This window comes from Bradyrhizobium sp. (assembly GCF_036735945.1).
Taxonomy (GTDB): domain Bacteria; phylum Pseudomonadota; class Alphaproteobacteria; order Rhizobiales; family Xanthobacteraceae; genus Bradyrhizobium.
Genome location: NZ_DAINNI010000090.1, coordinates 1 through 20,484, shown reverse-complemented (window position 1 = coordinate 20,484; position 20,484 = coordinate 1). Strand labels below are relative to the sequence as shown.

Genomic DNA, 20,484 nt, shown 5'->3' with positions numbered 1-20,484 from the left:
CCGATCGCGCCCCACAATTGCTCGTGCGGGTCCTGCGGGAAATCCTTGCCGGTCTCGCGCGCCACCGCTTCCTTGTACTTGCCGACCAGTTCGACCCAGTCGTCGCCGGACAGATCGGTGTCGAGCGTGTAGCCCTGGCTGTCCTTGAAGGTGTCGAGGATGTCCTCGAAGTGATGATGCTCGAAGCCGAGCACCACGTCCGAATACATCGTGATGAAGCGGCGATAGCTGTCATAGGCGAAGCGCCGGTCGCCGGAGAGTTCGGCGAGCGCCTCGACGGTCTTGTCGTTGAGGCCGAGATTGAGCACGGTGTCCATCATGCCCGGCATCGAGGCGCGGCCGCCGGAGCGAACCGACACCAGCAGCGGATTTTTGGAATCGCCGAACGCCTTGCCGGTCAGCTTGCCGACATAGTCGAGCGCCTTCTCGACCTGCGGCTTCAGCGCGGCCGGATAGGATTTGTCGTGCGCATAGAAATAGGTGCAGACCGAAGTCGGGATCGTGAAGCCGGGAGGCACCGGCAGGCCGAGATTGGCCATCTCGGCGAGGTTGGCGCCCTTGCCGCCGAGCAGGTCGCGCAGGCCCGCTTTGCCCTCGGCCTTGCCGTCGCCGAAGGTATAGACCCACTTGCCGGATTTTACCGCTTCGACCGCCGGCTTGCCGACCGCGGCCTTTTTGACGGGCTTGGCCTTGGCCACCGGCTTGGCCGGGGCCTTGTTCAGCGCCTTGCGGGCGGCAGGCGCGGCAGCCATTTTTCGTGCAGATGGCTTTGATTTCGCTGCAGATTTCGCTGCAGCCTTCTTGGACTTCGCGACGGCTTTGGCCATGGATTCCAACTATCCGAAAAAGGTGGGAAAGATGCGCGCCTTACACCATTTTGAGGGGTTCCGCGCAAGCCGCGAAACCCGCCTTTTCCCATTCTAGAACTTCAACATCTTGAACACGCCGAGGCCGGCCAGACCGACCACGATCAGGTAGATCGCGACGATGAAATTCAGGAACCGCGGCATGATCAGAATCAGGACTCCCGCGATCAGGGCGACGATCGGGGAAATGTGCGCAGCGGTGATGGTCATTGAAGTCTCCGGCTGAATGAGTGGGAGTCGAATCGCGGGGTGCAACTTAACCGCTGGCGCGGTTCCGGAATAGCAAGACGCTTCCGCCTTCAATGGGTTCCAGGCTCCGCAACAATTCCCCGGAAATGCCGCGTATGAGGCTGCGCTTTTTCCGGAACAATGCCGCCCGCGAATGAATTGGCTCCGCATTGTGCGCGTTGGCGAAAGCCGGCGCCTCTTCTCGCGAAGGAGTTCACCATGCGGAACAGACTATTGACCATTGCGGCGATCGCCGGCGCAATCGCGGCCCCGATCGCGGCCCAGGCGCAGACCACGATCACGACAGGCGTTGCCGGCGGCGGTACGGTCGTTGTCGGCGAGCACGAGGGCATCCTTGCCGATCAGCGGCCTGCCTTCCGTGAATACATCGTGCGTGAGCGCGTCCCGAACTACACGATCTCGGAACGCGTGGTGGTCGGCGGCGTGCTGCCGGAAACCGGCGTGACCTATTACGACGTGCCGCAAACCTTTGGCGTCACGCCCTATCGCTACACCGTGGTCAACGGCCGGACGATATTGGTCGAACCGCGTTCGCGTCGCATCGTTCAGGTGGTCGACTAGACCTCGGTAGCCTGAACGATCTGGTCCGGGCGCCGCGCAAGCGGATGTGCGCGAGATACGACCGGACAGAAACCCCGCCCGGCATCCCCTCCGGGCGGGGTTTTTCTTTTTGTGAAGACGTGCACCAAGGACGCGATGCCTACGGATTATTCCCGTATTTCCAGCCCCTGCTTCTTCACCACCAGCCGATGAATCTTCTTCCCCGAGGAGGCACTGACGACCTCTTCGTCGAGCAGCACCGTCACGCCGTTCAGTTCCGCGCGCACCTCGGCCGGATCGAACGCCGCGTAGAGACGGCCCTGCGCATCGCGCTCGTCGGTGCCTTCGGTGACGCGCCAGCTCAGATAGAGGATGCCGCTCGGCTTGACGACATCGAGCAGACGGCGAACCGAGGCTGCGATCTCCTTGCGGTCGAGATGCATGATCACGGTTTCGCACAGCACGTTGTCGAACGTGCCGATGCCGCTCAGATCGGGTAGCTCCGCATGCGCGAACTTGAAGGAGGGATAGCGCCGGCGCGCCTCCTTGAGCAGGCCTTCGGAGGCATCGAAGCCGACGGCCGAAAAACCGTTCGCGTGCAGCCAGGCGACCTCGCGGCCGCAGCCGCAGCCGATGTCGGCCGAATTGCCGCCGCGCACGAAGAAGCGCTCGACGATTTCCTGCAGGTCGACAGGCGCCGGCTGACCGAGCCAGTCACTCGCGAACGCCGCCGCATCCGTGTCGTAAGCGGCAAGCGTCTGTCGATCCATGGTCTAGCCTTCGATTTTGGAAAAATCCGCCACCGCGCGGGTCGCCGCGCGGATTTCGTTCAGTAGCTTTAGTCGATTCTCGCGCACCTGGGGTTCATCGGCATTGACCTTGACCTTGTCGAAGAACGCATCGACCGCCGGACGCAGCTTTGCCATCGCGCTCATCGCGGTGGTGAAATCTTCCTCTGCAACCGCGGCCCCCGCCTCGCGCTTGACCTGGTCGATTGCTGTCGCCAGCGCCTTTTCCTCAGCCAACTGGTAGAGCCCGGCATCAGGTGCGCCGTCAAACCTGCGCCTGTCCTTTTTCTCCTCGATCGCGAGGATGTTACTCGCGCGCTTGGTCCCTGCAAGCAGGTTCTTGCCGTCGTCGCTGTCGAGGAACTTGCCAAGCGCTTCGACGCGACGGACGACCATCAGCAGATCATCCTGCCCGCCAAGCGAGAACACGGCATCGACGAGATCGTAACGCGCGCCCTGATCGCGAAGCTGGACTTTCAGGCGGTCGGCGAAGAAAGAGAGCAGATCAGCCGAGAAACGATCCGACTGACCGATAGCGCCTGCCTCGCTGGCAGTATGGCCCCACCACGCTGTGTTGATGAACTTTGACAGAGGAAGCCTAACCTCACACGACTCTAATATTCGAATGATCCCCAATGCAGCTCGTCTAAGTGCGAACGGATCCTTGCTGCCGGTAGGCTTCTCATCATTTCCCCAGAATCCGACCAGCGTGTCCAACTTGTCGGCTAAAGCAACTGCGACGCTTACCTTGTCCGACGGAACACTGTCGGCGGGGCCTTGCGGCTTGTAATGTTCCTCGCTTGCGGCCGCGACGGAGGCATCTTCGCCTTGTGCCAGCGCGTAGTACTTGCCCATCAAGCCCTGCAATTCAGGAAATTCGCCGACGACTTCGGTCAGCAGATCCGCCTTGGCCAGATGCGCCGCGCGCTTCGCCTTTTCGACGTCGGCGCCGACCAGCGGCGCGATCTCGGCCGCCAGCCACTCGATCCGCTTGATGCGCTCGGCCTGCGTGCCCAGCTTTTCGTGGAACACGATCTGCTCGAACTTCGGCAGCCGGCTCTCGAGCTTGGTCTTCAGGTCGGTCTCGTAGAAGAACTTCGCATCCGACAATCGCGCGCGGATCACGCGCTCGTTGCCCGATATGATCACCTTGCCGCCGTCGGTCGCCTCGATATTGGCTGTCAGAATGAACTTGTTGGCGAGTTTGCCCGTCCTGGGGTCGCGCACCACGAAGCATTTCTGGTTGTTGCGGATGGTGGCGCGGATCACCTCGTCGGGGATCGACAGATATTCCGCATCGAACGAGCCCATCAGCGCGACCGGCCATTCGACGAGGCCGGCGACCTCGTCGAGCAGCACCTGGTCCTCGACCAGTTCAAAGCCTTGCGCGAATGCCAGTTCCGTAGCGTCAGCCGAAATGATGTCCTTGCGCGCCTGCGGATCGAGCACGACCTTGGCGGCCTTCAGCTTGGCTTCGTAGTCCTCGAAACGGCGGACCGGGATGGCGGCGGGCGCCAGGAAGCGGTGGCCGTGCGTGGTCTGGCCGGTCTCGATACCGTCGACCGAAAACTTCACGACATCGGGCTCTTCGGTCTCCGGACCGAAGGTCGCGATGATCGAATGCAGCGGCCGCACCCAGGACAACGCGCCCGGCTTGGCCGAGCGTGCGCCCCAGCGCATCGATTTCGGCCACGGGAAGGTCCTGATGATGACGGGCAGAATCTCGGCGAGCACGTCGAGCGTGGCGCGGCCCGGCTTCTCGATCAGCGCGACGTAGAAATCGCCTTTCGGGTCACGCTGGATCGTCGCCTCCTCCAGCGATTTGAGGCCGGTCGCTTTCAAAAAGCCTTGCACGGCCGCATCGGGGGCGCCGATCTTCGGTCCGCGACGTTCGGTCTTGAGGTCGGGCTGCCTTGTGGGAATGCCGTGCACGGTGAGCGCCAGCCGGCGCGGCGTCGCGAACGCTTTCGCCCCTTCGTAGACCAGGCCTTCGGCGACCAGCCTGTCGGTGACCATGCGGCGCAGATCGTCCGCCGCCTTTGCCTGCATGCGCGCGGGGATCTCTTCGGAGAACAGTTCGAGGAGAAGATCAGGCATCAGGCCGCCCTGCCCGTTTCGGTGTGAATCCAGGCTTCGCCGCAGGCCTTCGCCAGCTCGCGCACCCGCATGATGTAGCTCTGCCGTTCGGTCACCGAGATCACGCCGCGGGCGTCGAGCAGGTTGAAGACGTGGCTGGCCTTGATGCACTGGTCATAGGCCGGCAGCGCCATCAGATGCTCTTTCTGATTGCCGCCCGACTTCAAGTTTTCTTGCCAACCAGCGGCGAGATATTTCCGGCAGGCCTCCTCCGCCATCCTGAACTGCTCGAACAGCATCGCGGTGTCGGCATGCTCGAAATTGTGCCGGGAATATTCCTGCTCAGCCTGCAGGAAGACGTCGCCATAGGTGACCTTGTCGGCACCGTCGCGGCCGTTGAAGTTGAGATCGTAGACGCGGTCGACGCCCTGCACATACATCGCAAGGCGCTCGAGTCCGTAGGTCAGTTCGCCGGCGACCGGCGCGCATTCGACGCCCGCGACCTGCTGGAAGTAGGTGAACTGGCTGACTTCCATGCCGTCGCACCAGCACTCCCAGCCCAGCCCCCAGGCGCCGAGCGTCGGGCTTTCCCAATCGTCCTCGACGAAGCGGATATCGTGAACGCTGGAATCGATGCCGATCGCCGCCAGCGACTTCAGGTACAGGTCCTGCAGGTTCGGCGGCGACGGCTTCATGATCACCTGAAACTGGTAATAGTGCTGCAGACGGTTGGGGTTCTCGCCATAGCGGCCGTCCTTCGGCCGCCGCGAGGGCTGCACATAGGCCGCATTCCAAGGCTTTGGCCCGAGCGCACGCAGCGTCGTCGCGGGATGGAAGGTGCCGGCGCCCATTTCCATGTCATAGGGCTGCAGGATCACGCAGCCCTGCTCGGCCCAGAACCGCTGCAGAGCAAGGATGAAGCCCTGGAACGAACGTTCCGGGCGCATATGGGCAGGAAGTGCGTCCATCGGCAGAATCGGTCTCGCGAGGGGGGTTTTAAGCGCGCGGGACCGTATCGGCGTGCAGGCGGGGAATCAAGGCGATGGCGGGGTGCCTCTCAACGTCTTGGCCGGGCATAGCCGTCTGAAGGACGGCCTCGCTCCCGCTCGCCTATGTCCCGGCCATCCACGTTCTTTCTCGTCGACAGGCCCTAAGGCGTGGATGCCCGGCACGAGCCCGGGCATGACGAACTCAGGGGGTGGCGAACTTCAACCTAACCCGGCCGGTACGCCCCGGTGACCGGGTCACGGCGCAGCGTCGGGATTTCGGCCGTCTGGGCAGCTTCGGCAACGCGAGCCAGACGCGCCTCCTCCAACTCCCTGTTGATGCGGACGGCAGTCTTGTAGGCCCAGCGGACCACGGCGAGCCCTCCCAGGGCACCCGCGAATGCGATCAGCGGCGGCATCAGTCGATCCTTGTCTTCACGAGTCAGCCCCCAATCACGGCATTCTCGCTCAAGCCGGGCTGCTCCGCAATTCAGCTTTTGGAGACCAAATGGCGCGGACGCCAATCGGCCTAAAACCCAAATTTCGCCCAAATTGCCCGCGTCTCCAGCGCCGAGATCAGGTCATCAGGCAATCCCCTGATACCTTCAAACGCAGCCATCGAGCCCGCCCCCGGTGACCTCCGGCCGAGCAGCCCGGATATCATCCCGCTGGCGGGCGCAATGACGGGCGTCAGCACCTTCTCGCCAAAACGCGCGCGAAGCGTCGATCTGATATCGCCGATGCCGTCCGCCAGGCCGAGCGACACCGACCGCTCGCCCGCCCAGTATTCGCCGGTAAACAAGTCGTCATCGGCACCCGCGAGGCGGGCGCCGCGGCTTGCCTTGACCAGCGCAATGAAGATCGCGTGGATCTCGCGCTGAAGCGTCTTCAGGCGCGCCACATCATCGGGATCTTCCGGCAGGAACGGATCGAGCATCGCCTTGTGCTCGCCCGCCGTATAGAGCCGCCGCTCGACGCCAATCCGCTTGATCAGGTCCTGAAACCCGAAACTGCCGCCGACCACGCCGATCGAGCCGAGGATCGAGGACGGATCGCAGAAGATTTCGTCGCCGGCGCAGGCGATCATGTAGCCGCCCGAGGCCGCGACGTCCTCGACGAACACCAGAACCGGAAGCTTCTTTTCCTCGGCCAGCTGCCTGATCCGCAGATAGATCTGCCGTGACTGCACCGGCGAGCCGCCCGGCGAATTGATCACCAGCGCCACCGCCTTGGCATGCTTGGTGGCGAATGCGCGTTCCAGCGTCTTGGCGATGCCCGCCAGCGTCAGGCCCGGCCGCAGCGGCGTCACCGCGCCGATCACGCCCGACAGGCGCACCACCGGGACCACAGCGGCGTCACGCCGGAATTTCGCCGGAATGAGTTGCTTCAGCCTGTCAACGAGGTTCGGCAAACCTGTACGATCACTTAATTGTTCACTCATGCCGTTACCTCGAAGACGTCTTTACTGAACTATGAGAAGACACATTGCCTTTGTATCGTCTTACGATGGACGATGGGGGATCCTTCCGACGTGTCGTTCACCGTCGTCGGCCCGCGCGAGTGATGTTCGATGCCGTCTTGCAGTTCAACTCCGTCTCCATTTTCAATCAGGGGAATTTTGATGGTTGGGGCCTGCCTGCTAGACTCAGTTTTGGCAGGTTGATCCCCTTGGGACTTTGCTGAGACCAATTGCGCTGCACAACATCAAGACCCTCACCGTAAGGTGGGGGTCTTTTAGTTTGGAGATAACACGTGGAGCAATGCCGTAATGGCACACATTGTGGTCACCCCGTCTGAACTCGTGGAGCCGGGCCGAACGCACGATGATGGTCTTATAATACCTCTACATCCTTAGTGCAAGGTAGACATCGCCATAAATTTAGTCTATGATCTAAATAAAGCCGGGAGCCTCATCATGTCTACATTTGGAAATCCGTTTCGTCCGGGAGCCGGGCACATGCCGCCCTACCTTGCTGGCCGTCAAGCAGAGCAGAAGGAATTCGAACGTCTTCTACAGCAACGGACCATCCTCGATAATCTCGTTCTGACCGGCCTGCGCGGTGTCGGCAAGACCGTGCTCCTCGAGACTTTGAAGCCCATCGCCATCCGGGAAAACTGGATGTGGGTCGGCGCCGATCTGAGCGAGACCATTAGCGTTAGCGAGGCAAACCTTGCCACGCGCATCATAACCGACCTGTCGGTGATCACATCAGGCGTCACGCTTCACACGCAAGGACCGAGCACGGTTGGCTTTACGGGCAAGCCGTCGGCTCTTGTTCGTCCCGTCAACTACGCCTTCCTGATGAGCAAGTTCGAAGAAACGCCGGGACTGGTCGCCGACAAGATCAAAGCCGTCCTAGAATTCGTCTGGTCTATCTTTAGCCAGACGGGTCGCAACGGCATTGTCTTCGCCTACGACGAGGCGCAGAACCTTTCCGACAACGCCGAGAAAGAGCAATTTCCCCTCGCTGTTCTGTTGGACGTATTCCAATCGATTCAGCGAAAAGGCATTCCGTTCATGTTGGTACTCGTGGGATTGCCAACGCTATTTCCGAAGCTGGTAGAGTCGAGAACCTACGCAGAGCGGATGTTTCGCGTGGTCTCTCTAGCCCAACTCGATGTCGAAGACTGCGAAGAGGCAATCACGAAACCAGTTCAAGATTCCAAGTGCCCCGTACATTTCTCGCAGTCTTCCGTGGAAGTCATAACAGGGTTATCCGGCGGCTATCCATACTTTATCCAGTTTATCTGCCGAGAGGTGTACGACATTTGGGTTCAGCAAGCGAGTTCGGGAAACGAGTTGAGTCCAGTCCCCAGTGAAGAAATTACACGTAAACTCGACACCGACTTCTTTGCCGGACGGTGGGCCAGGATCACCGACCGCCAGCGAGAACTCATGTACGTGGTGTCGAATCTCGATAGCTGCGACAGAGAATTTTCGGTTCAAGAAATCGTAGACGAGTCCAGCATCATTCTTGGGCGAGGATTTGGGAATAGTCACACCAACCAAATCCTCGCCACCCTAACCAAACAAGGTCTCATCTATAAGAACAGACACGGAAAGTACTCGTTTGCCGTCCCCTTGATGGCCAGCTTCATTAGGCGACAGTATGAGGAATGAAACTGAAAAAACCGGATCGCTGGCGGCGACCCGGTTTTTCCGTCTTCGAATTGCCGACGCGGTTCGTAGAAACGGTCGACGATTGGATTGGCACTTTGGCTTGGCAGTCAAGGTTTCTTACTTGCCTTTCCCATTCGTCGCAACACCCGTCGGGGAAAGGAGTTAATGATGACCAAGATCAAGAATCCCAAGAAGCCGTTCAACGTGATCTTCCGCCGTTACCGGAAGTTACCAAACGGCACTATTCTCGACGCCTACGATTACGGCCTAAAGGCATGGCCGCTGCACATTAAGTAAGCAGCTTACCCAATTAGGTGCAGTTTCGCAAAAAGCTAGGTCCCGCCCATCTGCCAGCGGGCGGGACCTAATAAGCACCGTTTGCCCCGATGCCGGCCCATACGGCAACACGGCCTTGTGAAGAACCCAGCAAATTATTGTTCAGTTCGTTACCTCGAATTAACCATTTTTTATCGCACCACTGTCAAAGCAAAGGCAGCACGCCTTCCCGGGCCGGAACGCCTTTTGCATTGCAGATGTTAAAGCTGCAATGGCGCAGTGGAGACTGACATGAAAATCTACCTGCTGATAATGCTCATCGGCAGCCTTCTGGCCGCGATCCACTTCACCTCGGCGCCCAAGCAACAGTCAGAGACGCTTCCGCAATAGCGTCCCGGTTCCATGATTGGCAAGCGCGCCGACTTTACGGGTTCGCGAGCGGCAGGCTCGCCTTCCCGGCGAGAACCTCCTGCACCCTTTTATTGGGCACGCCTGGCGCATCGTTGAGCATCAGGGCGGCAAGGATTTGCGTCGGCGCCCGCCCGCCCTTGGTGGCGCGAACCAGGATGCGGTTGGCAGGCGCCTGCGCATCGCCGTGGACAGGCAGGATCTGCACGCTCCCGAAACCGTGATCGAGCGCAGCCAGCACCTCGGCAATGCCGTCGGCGCGCCAGATCAGCGTCAGCACTCCCCGCGATCTGAGAATGCGCCGGCTGGCGTGCCCCCATTTCAGGAGCGTGGTCGCGGTCGCCATATGCGCGATCCCGCGCGCGGTGTCCGGCGACGCACGGTGCCGCGCCGGATCGTTGAAGGGTGGATTCATCAGCACCGCGTCGACGCTGTCAGGACCGAGGCCGGCGGCGGCGAAGGCCGTGGCATCGGCTTCCACATCGAGCACGATCACGTCGGCTGGGATCGCATTCGCTCCCGCATTGGCGCGCGCAAGGCCTGCCAGCACGGCGTCGATCTCGACCAGGACGAGCTCGATACCGGCCACGCGTCTTGCCAGCGAAAGGCCCGCGACGCCGACGCCGGCGCCGAGTTCGGCCACGCGGTCGCCCGAACGGGCAGCGGTCGCCGCAGCCAGCAGCACCGCATCGTGGCCGGCGCGATGTCCTGATTTCAGTTGCTTGACGCGCAATTGCCCGCCGAGAAATGCATCCTCGGTGAGATCGATGACGGGGTCACTCATCGGGACGCAATTCGTGGGCGAGGCCGGCGTCAACCAGCAACTGGCGGGCCGCGCGATTGTCGTCCGCATGCACCAGAATCCGGCGCGGCAGGATGCCGAGCGATCCCTCGATCACGCTCATGTTCTGGTCGAGCACCAGATGATGGATATTGGCGCCGTCGAGCAGCGCACCGATCGCGGAAACCAGCACGATATCGTTGGTCCTGACCAATTCCCGCAACGGATGTTCTCCTTTTCGCCCGGGTGCGACGACTGCACCTCGGCTGTCAACCGCTACCTGCCCTTGCCGCCATAGCCTGCACTTTCTATTGTAGATAAGGATAGTGCGAATTGGCCAAAATTGGAGACCCGCGTGGCGGTTATTGTACCCTTCGAAAGTCCGTCGAACGCCTCGATCGATGCGCTGGTCGGGCTCGTCGCCGCCGACATGGAGCGGGTCAACGCCACGATTCTGTCGCGGACCGGGTCGGAAGTCACCATGATTCCGGAAGTGGCCAACCATCTGATCTCGTCGGGCGGCAAGCGCCTGCGTCCGATGCTGACGCTGGCGATGGCCCAGCTCTCCAACTATTCCGGCGACGGCCATATCAAGCTCGCCGCCGCGGTCGAGTTCATGCACACCGCGACGCTGCTGCATGACGACGTGGTCGACGAGAGCGAACTGCGCCGCGGCAAGCTGTCGGCGCGGATGCTGTGGGGCAATGAGGCGAGCGTCCTGGTCGGCGACTTCCTGCTCGGCCAGGCCTTCCGCATGATGGTCGAGGTCGGCTCGCTGCGCGCGCTCGATATCCTCTCCTCCGCCGCCGCGACCATCGCGGAAGGCGAAGTGATGCAGCTTGCGGCCGCCAAGAACACCGCGACCACCGAGGACGAATATCTCGCAGTCATCCGCGGCAAGACGGCCGAACTGTTCGCCGCCGCCTGCGAGGTCGGCCCCGTGATCGCCAACCGGCCAAAGGCCGAGCAGACCGCCTGCCGTTCGGTCGGCATGAATCTCGGCATCGCCTTCCAGCTCGTCGACGACGTGCTGGACTATGGCGGCAAGGCCGCCAAGCTCGGCAAGAATGTCGGCGACGATTTCCGCGAGGGCAAGATCACGCTGCCGGTGGTGCTGGCGTTCCGTCGCGGCAATGACAGCGAGCGCAAGTTCTGGATCAAGGCATTGGAGCGCGGCGAGATCGGCGACAGCGACCTCGATCATGCGATCGGGCTGATGACCAAGCACCGCGCGCTGGAAGACACGATCAGCCGCGCCCACCATTACGGCGCGATGGCGGTCGATGCGCTGGCGCTGTTCCCGGCCTCGCCGATGAAGAGCGCGCTCGAACAGGTCGTGGCGTTCTGCCTGGCCCGGTCGCATTGAGCGCAAATTGACCGGCGCCAATTTTCCCCTGTTCCTGCTGGCCGCGCTCATCGTCGCCGCCGTCCCCGGTCCTGGCATCTTCTACGTCGCGGCACGGACGCTGGCCGGCGGCAGGCGCGCCGGGTTCGCTTCCACCTTCGGGACCGCGCTTGGCGGGCTCGTGCATGTGATCGGCGGCGCGCTCGGCGTCTCGGCGATCATCCTTGCCAGCGCCGAATTGTTCACCGCGCTCAAATTCGCCGGCGCGCTCTATCTGGTCTGGCTGGGCATCAAGACGTTCCGCGAGGCGCGCGAGCTCGTGCAGCAACCGCTCGTTACCGCCGGTACGCGGAAGGTGTTTCGCGAAGGCGTGCTGGTCGAAGCGCTCAATCCGAAGACCGCCGCGTTCTTTCTGGCCTTCATTCCGCAATTCGTCGATCCGGCCACCGGCTACGTCGCGCTGCAGTTCGTCACGCTCGGCCTGATCTCGGTTGCGCTCAATACGCTCGCCGATGTCGTCGTGGCGATGATGACGGCCAGCGCGCGCGACGGCCTCACCCGCCGCCCGAAATTACTGCAACGGCTGCGCCAGGGCTCGGGGCTGTTCATCGCCGGCCTCGGCATTTCGCTGGCGCTGGCGCGACGGCCGGCGAGTTAGCTCAGCGTTCCCGCGTGCACCCACCATCCCGGGTGGTCGCGCCGGATCTGCTCCGCCGCGCGGCCGGCGTCGGCGGTGTTCTCGTAGATCGCAAAGCAGGTGGCGCCCGATCCGGACATCCGCGCCAGCCACGCACCGTTGGTCGCGTTGAGCGCCGCGATGACCTCGCCGATCACAGGCTGCACGCGCAGCGCCGGCGCTTCCAGATCGTTGGAATTGGCGGCGAGCGCCTCGACCCACTCTTCCAGCGAGGCCTTGTCGTCGGGCCAGCGATCGCGCAGCAGCACGTCGGTGACGCCGACCAGCAGCTCGCCATTGCGCAGGCCGAGCGCGTTGAAGACGTCGCGGGTCGCGACGGGAACACCGGGATTGACCATCACGCAGGGCATCTTCGGCAGGCTCAGCGCCTCCAGCGCCTCGCCGACGCCGGTCATGATGCAACTGCGGGAGTTGATGCAGACAGGCACGTCGGCGCCGGTCAGTTCCGCGACCTCGATGATGCGGGGATCGTCGAGCGCAAGCCCGTTCAGTTGCGCGAGCAGGCGGAGCGCTGCCGCGGCGTCCGCCGAGCCGCCGCCGATGCCGGCCGCGACCGGCAACACCTTGTCGAGCGTGAAGCAGCCGGCCTTCATTCCTGGCACGCGTTCGGCCAGCAGGCGAGCGGCCTTGAGCACCAGATTGTCAGAGGTATCGCCGCAGGCTTCCGCCAGCGGTCCGGACATTTTCAAATTCAGACCGGCGCCGGGCGTCAATGTCAGGCGATCGGCGCAATCGGCGAACGCCACCACGCTTTCGAGATCGTGATAGCCGTCGGCGCGACGGCCGTTCACCCGCAAGGACAGATTGACCTTGGCGCGCGCCTCGTCACTCAACATCGGCATTGCCGGACAGCCCCCAAACGCCTTCCGTCAGCCACCCTTGCCGTCTTCTTTCTTCTTGTCGGCGGAAGCCGCGGAGGAAGTGTCATCGGGCAGTCCATTGGCGATCTTCGCCTCGATCTTCGGCAGTTCTTCCGGCTCGGGCTTGAGGTCGCGGGCGTGCGCCCACTGGAATTTGGCCTCCAGCGTCCGCCCGACGCGCCAATAGGCATCGCCGAGATGGTCGTTGATGGTCGGATCCTCGGGCTTGAGATCGATCGCGCGCTCGAGGTTCTTCACCGCATCCTCGAAATTGCCGATCCGGTAGAACGCCCAGCCCAGCGAATCGACGATGTAGCCGTCGTCGGGCCGCTGGTCGACGGCGCGGCGGATCATCTTCATGCCTTCGTCGAGATTGATGCCCTGGTCGATCCAGGAATAGCCGAGATAGTTCAGCACATGCGGTTGTTCCGGCTGCAGCTCCAGCGCCTTGCGCATGTCGGTCTCGGCCTTGCTCCACTGCTTGGAGCGCTCTTCGCAAATGCCGCGATAGTAGTAGGTGACCCAGGTGTTCTTGTCGGTCACGCCTGATGTCGCGTCGATCGCCAGCGAATAGGTCGTGGCGCAATCGGCGAATTTCTTGCGTCCACGCTCGATATTGCCGAGCGCCATGATGGCCTCGATATCCTTCGGCGCGTCGGTGATGACGCCCTTGAGGATCTTGATCGCCTCGTCGCTGCGGTCGGCAGAATCGAGATTGGTGGCGAGCTGGATCTGCGCGTTGCGCTTGAGCGGCGAACTGGCCGGCATGCGCTCGTAGATCTTGATCGCCATCTGCGGCTTCTTCACGGATTCGTAGAGATCGGCGAGCGAGAGCAGCGCCAGCGGATGCGTGGGCTGCAAATAGAGCGCGAGTTGCAGATAGACCAGCGCCAAGTCCTCGCCGCCGCGGCGGGTCAGGGTGGCGCCGATGCCGTAGAGCGCCTCGGCCGCGCCGGCCTGCGCCGAATCGACCAGCGGCGACATCTTCTTGCCGGCCTTCGCCTCGCGCAGGCCCTCCTGCACCAGCGGATGCCGCGGCAACTTCTTGTCGAAGGCTTCGTAAATGGCAGCCGCCGCCGCGCCGTCCTTGTTGCGCGACAGCCAGCGCGCATAGGCGTCTGCCGCGCGCAGCATCGTATCGTCGAGCTTGTACACGCGCTCGAAGCGCGGGCCGGCGTCCTTTTCCTTGTTGGCCGCTTCCAGGATCATGCCGGTGTGGAGATCCTTGAAGATCGGATACCATTCCGGGCCGGTCAGCTTGTCGATATTGGCGACCGCGGCCTTGGCATCGCCGGCGCCGTAGCTCGCCCATCCCGACAGCAGCGTCGCCACCAGATCGGTGATCGGCCCGCGGATCGACTGGTTGATGTTGACCTGCGCCGCGGAATACTTCTTCTGCTTGAGGTCGCGCACGCCGACCACCAGCCGCGCGACGCGGTTGGCCTTGTCCATGGTCAGGATGCGGTCGGCGAGCTTGACCGCCTCGTCGATGTCGCCATCGGCAAGCGAGGAGATGAAGGCGCGGTCGAGCAGTTCGTTGTTCTTCGGATCGGTGCGCAGCGCGGAGCGATAGAATGCGGCCGCGGAATTCGCGTCGCGCTCGACGCTGGCGTGGCGCGCGGCGAGATAGCTGCCCGACGTCGTCAGCGATTTCAGATCGGCCTTGCTGGGGAACTGCGCGGCGTTGTCGGCCGGATGGTCGGGCGTCTGCGCCCAGGCCACGCCAGGCGCGGTCAGGCTGACGGCTGTGATTGCGGCGATGGTCCAACGATTCATACGAGTGGAAAGCATCACGTTTCGCCTAGCTCCAGGATGTTCGGCGGGATCGTTACGATCGGTGTCTTGCGATCGGTCTCTAATGCAAACACAAGCGGCGGTATCTCGGCGTGCGACAATGCCGGTTTTGGCGCTCAACCGCAAGGATAGGCCAAGGATTAGTCGTGGCGAATCGGTTGGCAGATGAGGCCCTTAGGCCTCCTATCCGGCCAGACCAAGGGGGTAACGCTTCTTCTATGGCGGTATCGTGGCCGAAGGCGGTACCCCCCTCCTCCGCCTCACGCAATCGTGGTTACATGCCCTGGTAATTCGGCCCGCCGCCGCCCTCGGGAGGAACCCAGGTGATGTTGCCGTTGGGGTCCTTCACGTCGCAGGTTTTGCAGTGGACGCAGTTCTGGGCATTGATCTGGAAGCGCGGACCGGAAGCCTCCTCGACCCATTCGTACACGCCGGCCGGGCAATAGCGGTTCGACGGCCCGGCGAAGACATCGTGTTCCGACGTCTTCTGCAGGTTCATGTCGGCGACCTTGAGATGAACAGGCTGGTCCTCTTCATGGTTGGTGTTGGAGAGGAACACCGAGGACAGCTTGTCGAAGGAAATCTTGCCGTCCGGCTTCGGATAGGCGATCGGGGTGTGCTGCTTTGCCGCGTCCAGCGTCTTGCGGTCGGGCTTGGCATGCGACTGGGTGCCGAACAGCGAGAAGCCGAGCGTGTTGCACCACATGTCGAAGCCGCCGAGCGCGACGCCGATGACGGTGCCGAACTTCGACCACAGCGGCTTGACGTTGCGCACCCGGTGCAGGTCCTTGCCGACGGCGGAAGCCCGCCAGGCGTTTTCGTATTCCGCCAGTTCGTCATTGGCGCGGCTAGCGGCGAGCGCGGCTGCGAGATGCTCGGCGGCGAGCATGCCGCTGCCCATCGCATTGTGCACGCCCTTGATGCGCGGCACGTTGACGAAGCCCGCCGCGCAGCCGATCAGCGCGCCGCCCGGGAAGCTCAACCGCGGCACCGACTGGTAGCCGCCCTCGGTGATGGCGCGCGCGCCATAGGAAATTCGCTTGCCGCCCTCGAACACGGAGCTGATCGAGGGATGGGTCTTGAAGCGCTGGAATTCGTCGAACGGCGACAGGTAGGGGTCGTCGTAGTTGAGATGCAGGACGAAGCCGACCGCCACCTTGTTGTCGTCGTAGTGATAGAGAAACGAGCCGCCGCCGGTCCTGTTGTTCAGCGGCCAGCCGAACGAATGCTGGATCAGGCCCTTCTGATGCCTGGCGGGATCGATCTCCCAGACTTCCTTCAGGCCGATACCGAATTTCGGCGGCTCGCTCCTGGCATCGAGCGCGTATTTGGCGATCAGCTGCTTGCTGAGGCTGCCGCGCGCGCCTTCGGCGAACAGCGTGTATTTGCCGAGCAGTTCCATGCCGCGCGTATACGAATCCTTGTGGCTGCCGTCGCGCGCAATACCCATGTCGCCGGTCGCAATGCCGCGCACCGCGCCATTGTCGTCGTACAGCACTTCCGCCGCGGCAAAGCCCGGATAGATTTCGACGCCGAGCGCCTCGGCCTTCGGCGCCAGCCAGCGGCAAACGTCGCCGAGCGAGCCGATGTAGCAGTGATGATTGCTCATCAGCGGCGGCATCATGAAATTCGGCAGCCGGATCGCACCGACCTCGGTGGTCCAGTAGAAGCGATCGTGCTTCACCTGCGTCTTCAGCGGGCAGTCCGCGTCCGTGCGCCAGTCCGGAATCAGCTTGTCGAGCGAAACCGGATCGATCACCGCACCCGACAGGATATGCGCGCCGACCTCCGAGCCCTTCTCCACGACGACGATGCTGAGATCGGCATTGATCTGCTTCAGCCGGATCGCCGCGGCAAGGCCCGACGGCCCGGCGCCGACGATCACGACGTCGAATTCCATGGATTCGCGGGGAGGAAGTTCTTCTGCACTCATGATCTTGTCTCAGCCCGGTTGAGAACGGCTCTAAAGGTTCGTTGTTTCCGATTTTTGCGGAGAGGACAACCATGGAAATCAAAACGCGGGGCGTTTCGCGCCGGCGCGATCCATATTAGATTGGCATAATGGATTTGATCCCCGAACCCGCGCCTAATGTCAGGCAATTGCTGGCTTTTTATCTGGAAGCCGGGGTCGATTGCGCGTTGATGGAGGAGCCGGTCGATCGGCTTGCCGAACCCGACATCCCCACGGCCCCCGCCCCGGTTCGCGAAGTGGCGCCTCCCCGTCCCGTCAGGGAGATGCCCGCGGCGGCAAAGCCGGTAGTTCCACGCAGCGAAACCGCACCGGCGCCGGAAGCGGCCATCGCGCTCGCGCGCGAGGCGGCGCGGACGGCGCCCACGCTGGAAGCGCTGCGGGCGCTGCTTGAAACTTTCGAGGGCTGCGCGCTGCGCAACACCGCAACGCGGCTGGTGTTCGCCGACGGCAACCCCGCAGCGCGCATCATGTTCGTCGGCGAGGCGCCCGGCCGCGATGAGGACATCGAGGGGCTGCCTTTTGTCGGACGTTCCGGCAAGCTGCTCGACCGCATGATCGCGGCGATCGGGCTCGACCGCAGCAAGGCCTACATCGCCAACGTGATCCCCTGGCGGCCGCCCGGCAACCGCACGCCGACGCCGCAGGAGACACAGATCTGCCTGCCGTTCATCCAGCGCCAGATCGAGTTGGTGAACCCGGACGTGCTGGTGACGCTCGGCAACCCTTCGACGCAAACGCTGCTGTCGACCCGCGAAGGCATCATGCGGACCCGCGGCAAATGGCTCGACTACGACACCGGCAGCCGCACCATCCGCGCCATGGCGACGTTCCACCCGGCCTACCTGCTCCGCTCGCCGTCCTACAAGCGAATGTCGTGGCAGGACCTCCGCGCCATTGCGAAGGCGCTGGAGCAGCACAGCTCTCCCTCATCCTGAGAAAATGGACTATTGCGCCTTCGGCCGCACGATGGCCCAGCCGATGCGCAGCAGCGGCTGCCGGCCGTTCACCAGCCATTCGAAGGCGCGCGGAACTTCCGGCACGAGGCCGGGAAAGCGCTGCGCGATCTCGGGCGGCGGCGCACCCGACGTATCCGAGGCGCGCCAGACCACCACGCCGCCGGTCTCGTTGAATTTCGCAACCGACGACCACGGCGTCCGCTCCGGCGTGGCATCGAGCAGCAGATGCGGGCGTCCGCGGCTCATCGCGATGAAGCTTGCGAGTTGCGGATCGCCGGCCACCGCGCGCAGCCGCTGATTGGTGCGCCGCTCGAAATTGTCACCGAAGAACTGCGCAATCGCCTTCGCCGGCAGCGCGGTCGGCACCTCGTTCGCACCGGTCCACGGCAGGAACGCCGTCACGGCGATGACAGCCACGGCAGGCGCGACAATGGCGATCGCCCACACGGTTCGCAGCAGGCGCTGGCGCCGCAGGTAGACCAGATCGCCGGTGGCCACGACCACGGCAAGTCCCGACATCAGCAAGGCGACGCCGGCGCCGCCGACAATACGATCGAGGTTGAAGACACCCGCGATCAGGCTCCCGAACAGCGCCGGCGCGAGCGCGAAAAAGAAGACGAAGTCGCGGGCCAGCGGATCGACCGGCGGCCGGTAGATGATCGGCGCGTCGCCGGCGTTGCGGGCGAACCAGCCGGAGTTGAGGATCACGAGCAGCAGGATCGCCGATATCGCCAGCACGAGGCCGCCGAGCAGCCAGCCCCAATGCACGGTGCGCGCGCCAAGCTCCGATATCGCGGGCCATGGCGGCATCGAAAGCGCTTCCGCACGCAGCAGCCAGACCAGATAGGGCAGCACCAGGACCACGATCACGAGCAGTGCATAGAGCGGATCGAGCGACGTCAGCATGCGCCGGCCGCGCTCGGTGGCAACCGCAAATCCCGCGAGCAGCAGCAACAGCCCGATCGCGGCCGGCGTCGTCAGCAGCAGCAGCCCGGCCTCGATCGACCAGGCGAACCAGGCGTTGCGGCGGTTCTGGCCGATCAATTGCCAGGAATGCAAGAGCAGCAGCGCCCATAGCGGGCGCGCCAGCACCAGCGGACCGAACTCGACGCCGGGCGAAGAGAAGGCAACGACCGTCATCGAGAGCAGGACGGCGAGCACCGCCTGCTGACTGCCGACGATCGCACGGGCCAGTTGATAGTAGATCCAGAAGGTAAGGACGGCGCAGACCTGCGCCAGAAGATAGACGCCGAACATGGTGCTGCCGGCGACGCGGAAGGCGATGTCGGCAAGCCAGAACGCCAGCGGCGGGCCGAGCCAGGTGCCGACCTGGTATTCCCGGCCGAACGCCAGCACGGTCGCGAGGTCGCCGGGCGGGCTGCGGTACAGCAGCATCGGCAGGATCAGCCACAAGGCGGCCTGCACCAGCACCACAATCCAGACCACCAGCCGCGGCCGGGCGCGGATCAGTTCGACAACGAGCGAGGTGAAGCGCATGAAACGTCCGAATGCCGGGCCTGGCGACCCTATCCCCCAGGAAGGTTTGATAGAGCGCAGCAGCCGCCGAGGCAACCGATCTTAGATCGTGACGGAGATATCGGCGGCAATCTCCCCGTCGATCGTGAAGAGATCGCGCTCGACCTCGACTGGTTCAGGAAAATGCTTCTGTCGCGCCGCAATCACCGGCGCGAAAAAGCGGCGGTGGTGGATGCTGGGCCCGAGCCGGTCCAGCGCCTCGCGGTGTTCCGGCACGGCGTAGCCCTTGTGGGTTTCGAAGCCGTAGCCCGGGCAATCCAGCGCCAGCGCGCACATCAGGCGGTCGCGCGTTACCTTGGCGATGATCGAGGCGGCCGCGATCGACATGACAATACCGTCGCCGCCGATCACCGCATCGCAGTCGCACGGCGCATCGATCCTGTCGCGGCCGTCGACGAACACGTGCTTCGGAATTTCCGGCAAGGCGCGCACCGAGCGCGCCAGCGCCCAGAGCGATGCACGCAATATATTGTCGCGATCGATTCGCGCCGGCGAAGCAAAGGCGACGGCAAAGGACGCGGTCGCGCAGATTTCCTCGAACAGTTCCTCGCGGCGCTCGGCGGTCAGCTGCTTGGAATCGTCGATGCCCTTCGGAATTCGCCTGGGATCGAGGATCACGGCCGCCGCCACCACCGGTCCCGCCAGCGGACCGCGCCCGGCTTCATCGCAGCCGGCCACCGGCCAGACGCCGCGCTTGATCAAGGCACGTTCGCGGCGAAAGCTTGGCGGCGCGACCGCGATCACGCCCTTCGGCAGTTCGGCCTTGCCGTTACCGGCCTTCCTGCCTGATTTCCCGTCGGTTTTTTTGGCGGACTTGTCCCGAATCATGGCCGGGATCGTGCGCAACTGCGCAGCGCCGCGCAACCGGGAACCCGGCACAATTCCCGTTATTCATTCCGCCCAGGTCCTGCAGATGGTCCCGCCGAATGACGGCAACTACCTAGAACAAACTCAGTTGCTGTCCGCCACGCTTCGGCTTGACGAAATGATCCGTCGTCAGTTTCGAGCGCCGCTTGTTGAGGCCGAGCTTCTCGCAGGCGATCTCGAAGCGGCGGCCGATCATCCAGGCCATCGGGCCGGTGCCCTTCATCCGCGTCCCCCATTGCGAGTCGTAGTCGCGCCCGCCGCGCATGTCGCGGATCAGGGTGAAGACGTGGCGGTAGCGGTCGGGATAGTTTGCCATCAGCCATTCGCGGAACAGGTCGCGCACCTCCAGCGGCAGGCGCAGCAGCA

General features: G+C 63.3%; 20 protein-coding genes and 1 pseudogene. 6 read left to right on the top strand and 15 right to left on the bottom strand.

The features are described 5' to 3' along the window. Positions 1-827: PEP/pyruvate-binding domain-containing protein (locus tag V7E26_RS22365; protein ID WP_324420303.1), on the bottom strand; the 827-nt coding region annotated here is incomplete at its 3' end. 93 nt (positions 828-920) lie between these two features. Continuing rightward, positions 921-1,076, bottom strand: coding sequence for a DUF3096 domain-containing protein (locus V7E26_RS22360; RefSeq protein WP_324420301.1), 156 nt, complete (start codon positions 1,074-1,076; stop codon positions 921-923). 237 nt (positions 1,077-1,313) lie between these two features. Here V7E26_RS22360 and V7E26_RS22355 point away from each other — a divergent pair, with 237 nt between their 5' ends. Next, complete coding sequence (locus tag V7E26_RS22355; protein WP_324420299.1) at positions 1,314-1,676, top strand: DUF1236 domain-containing protein; 363 nt, start codon at positions 1,314-1,316, stop codon at positions 1,674-1,676. Positions 1,677-1,822: 146 nt separating this feature from the next. On the opposite strand, the gene V7E26_RS22350 is transcribed toward V7E26_RS22355, so the two are convergent. The 5 genes from V7E26_RS22350 to V7E26_RS22330 all read right to left on the bottom strand — a co-directional run bounded on the left by V7E26_RS22350 (position 1,823) and on the right by V7E26_RS22330 (position 6,946). Then, positions 1,823-2,425 carry a class I SAM-dependent methyltransferase gene (locus V7E26_RS22350; RefSeq protein ID WP_324420297.1) on the bottom strand — a complete coding sequence of 201 codons (603 nt, stop codon included), beginning with the start codon at positions 2,423-2,425 and terminating at the stop codon, positions 1,823-1,825. Positions 2,426-2,428: 3 nt separating this feature from the next. After that, the gene (gene glyS, locus V7E26_RS22345) at positions 2,429-4,540 is read right to left on the bottom strand and encodes a glycine--tRNA ligase subunit beta (protein ID WP_324420295.1); all 2,112 of its coding nucleotides are present in this window, start codon (positions 4,538-4,540) and stop codon (positions 2,429-2,431) included. Beyond that, positions 4,540-5,487 (bottom strand): glycine--tRNA ligase subunit alpha, encoded by a 948-nt coding sequence (locus V7E26_RS22340; RefSeq protein ID WP_324420293.1) that lies wholly within the window; start codon positions 5,485-5,487, stop codon positions 4,540-4,542. The genes glyS and V7E26_RS22340 overlap by 1 nt, the downstream gene beginning before the upstream one ends. 245 nt (positions 5,488-5,732) lie before the next feature. Then, positions 5,733-5,924: a hypothetical protein gene (locus tag V7E26_RS22335; RefSeq protein ID WP_283034990.1), complete on the bottom strand. Its 192-nt coding sequence runs from the start codon at positions 5,922-5,924 to the stop codon at positions 5,733-5,735. A gap of 110 nt (positions 5,925-6,034) precedes the next feature. Continuing rightward, positions 6,035-6,946 carry a S49 family peptidase gene (locus V7E26_RS22330; RefSeq protein ID WP_324420288.1) on the bottom strand — a complete coding sequence of 304 codons (912 nt, stop codon included), beginning with the start codon at positions 6,944-6,946 and terminating at the stop codon, positions 6,035-6,037. Between the two features lie 474 nt (positions 6,947-7,420). Here V7E26_RS22330 and V7E26_RS22325 point away from each other — a divergent pair, with 474 nt between their 5' ends. Together V7E26_RS22325 and V7E26_RS22320 are read left to right on the top strand one after the other, a co-directional pair. Further along, on the top strand, positions 7,421-8,626 hold the full coding sequence (locus V7E26_RS22325) for an ATP-binding protein (protein ID WP_324420286.1): 1,206 nt from the start codon (positions 7,421-7,423) through the stop codon (positions 8,624-8,626). A 168-nt stretch (positions 8,627-8,794) separates the two neighbouring features. Further along, positions 8,795-8,923 (top strand): hypothetical protein, encoded by a 129-nt coding sequence (locus tag V7E26_RS22320; protein WP_324420284.1) that lies wholly within the window; start codon positions 8,795-8,797, stop codon positions 8,921-8,923. 403 nt (positions 8,924-9,326) lie between these two features. On the opposite strand, the gene V7E26_RS22315 is transcribed toward V7E26_RS22320, so the two are convergent. Beyond that, a complete protein-coding gene (locus V7E26_RS22315) occupies positions 9,327-10,094 on the bottom strand; it encodes a tRNA1(Val) (adenine(37)-N6)-methyltransferase (RefSeq protein ID WP_324420282.1) in 768 nt (255 codons plus the stop codon). Beyond that, positions 10,087-10,314, bottom strand: a complete 228-nt coding sequence (locus V7E26_RS22310) for a putative signal transducing protein (RefSeq protein ID WP_324420281.1) — start codon at positions 10,312-10,314, stop codon at positions 10,087-10,089. The genes V7E26_RS22315 and V7E26_RS22310 overlap by 8 nt, the downstream gene beginning before the upstream one ends. Before the next feature lie 132 nt (positions 10,315-10,446). Between V7E26_RS22310 and V7E26_RS22305 the strand changes: the two genes are divergently transcribed. Both V7E26_RS22305 and V7E26_RS22300 read left to right on the top strand, forming a co-directional pair. Then, entirely contained in the window at positions 10,447-11,457 is a 1,011-nt protein-coding gene (locus V7E26_RS22305) for a polyprenyl synthetase family protein (RefSeq protein WP_324420279.1), read from the top strand. A 7-nt stretch (positions 11,458-11,464) separates the two neighbouring features. Beyond that, positions 11,465-12,094, top strand: coding sequence for a LysE family translocator (locus tag V7E26_RS22300; RefSeq protein WP_324420277.1), 630 nt, complete (start codon positions 11,465-11,467; stop codon positions 12,092-12,094). Here the strand turns inward: V7E26_RS22300 and V7E26_RS22295 are convergent. From V7E26_RS22295 to V7E26_RS22285, 3 genes are all read right to left on the bottom strand, one after another. Next, positions 12,091-12,975, bottom strand: a complete 885-nt coding sequence (locus tag V7E26_RS22295; RefSeq protein ID WP_324420275.1) for a 4-(cytidine 5'-diphospho)-2-C-methyl-D-erythritol kinase — start codon at positions 12,973-12,975, stop codon at positions 12,091-12,093. The two genes, V7E26_RS22300 and V7E26_RS22295, sit on opposite strands and share 4 nt — an antisense overlap. Positions 12,976-13,002: 27 nt before the next feature. Next, positions 13,003-14,784 (bottom strand): tetratricopeptide repeat protein, encoded by a 1,782-nt coding sequence (locus V7E26_RS22290; RefSeq protein ID WP_324420273.1) that lies wholly within the window; start codon positions 14,782-14,784, stop codon positions 13,003-13,005. Positions 14,785-15,061: 277 nt separating this feature from the next. Then, positions 15,062-16,720, bottom strand: coding sequence for an electron transfer flavoprotein-ubiquinone oxidoreductase (locus V7E26_RS22285; RefSeq protein ID WP_324420270.1), 1,659 nt, complete (start codon positions 16,718-16,720; stop codon positions 15,062-15,064). Between the two features lie 134 nt (positions 16,721-16,854). Between V7E26_RS22285 and V7E26_RS22280 the strand changes: the two genes are divergently transcribed. After that, positions 16,855-17,694 (top strand): uracil-DNA glycosylase, encoded by an 840-nt coding sequence (locus V7E26_RS22280; RefSeq protein WP_324420305.1) that lies wholly within the window; start codon positions 16,855-16,857, stop codon positions 17,692-17,694. Between the two features lie 9 nt (positions 17,695-17,703). Here V7E26_RS22280 and V7E26_RS22275 read toward each other — a convergent pair whose 3' ends face one another. From V7E26_RS22275 to V7E26_RS22265, 3 genes and pseudogenes are all read right to left on the bottom strand, one after another. After that, entirely contained in the window at positions 17,704-19,212 is a 1,509-nt protein-coding gene (locus V7E26_RS22275) for a glycosyltransferase family 39 protein (RefSeq protein WP_324420268.1), read from the bottom strand. 81 nt (positions 19,213-19,293) lie between these two features. Further along, on the bottom strand, positions 19,294-20,079 hold the full coding sequence (locus tag V7E26_RS22270) for a ribonuclease HII (RefSeq protein WP_324420266.1): 786 nt from the start codon (positions 20,077-20,079) through the stop codon (positions 19,294-19,296). Between the two features lie 112 nt (positions 20,080-20,191). Beyond that, positions 20,192-20,484 (bottom strand): annotated as a pseudogene (locus V7E26_RS22265) (PA0069 family radical SAM protein); the annotation flags it as partial.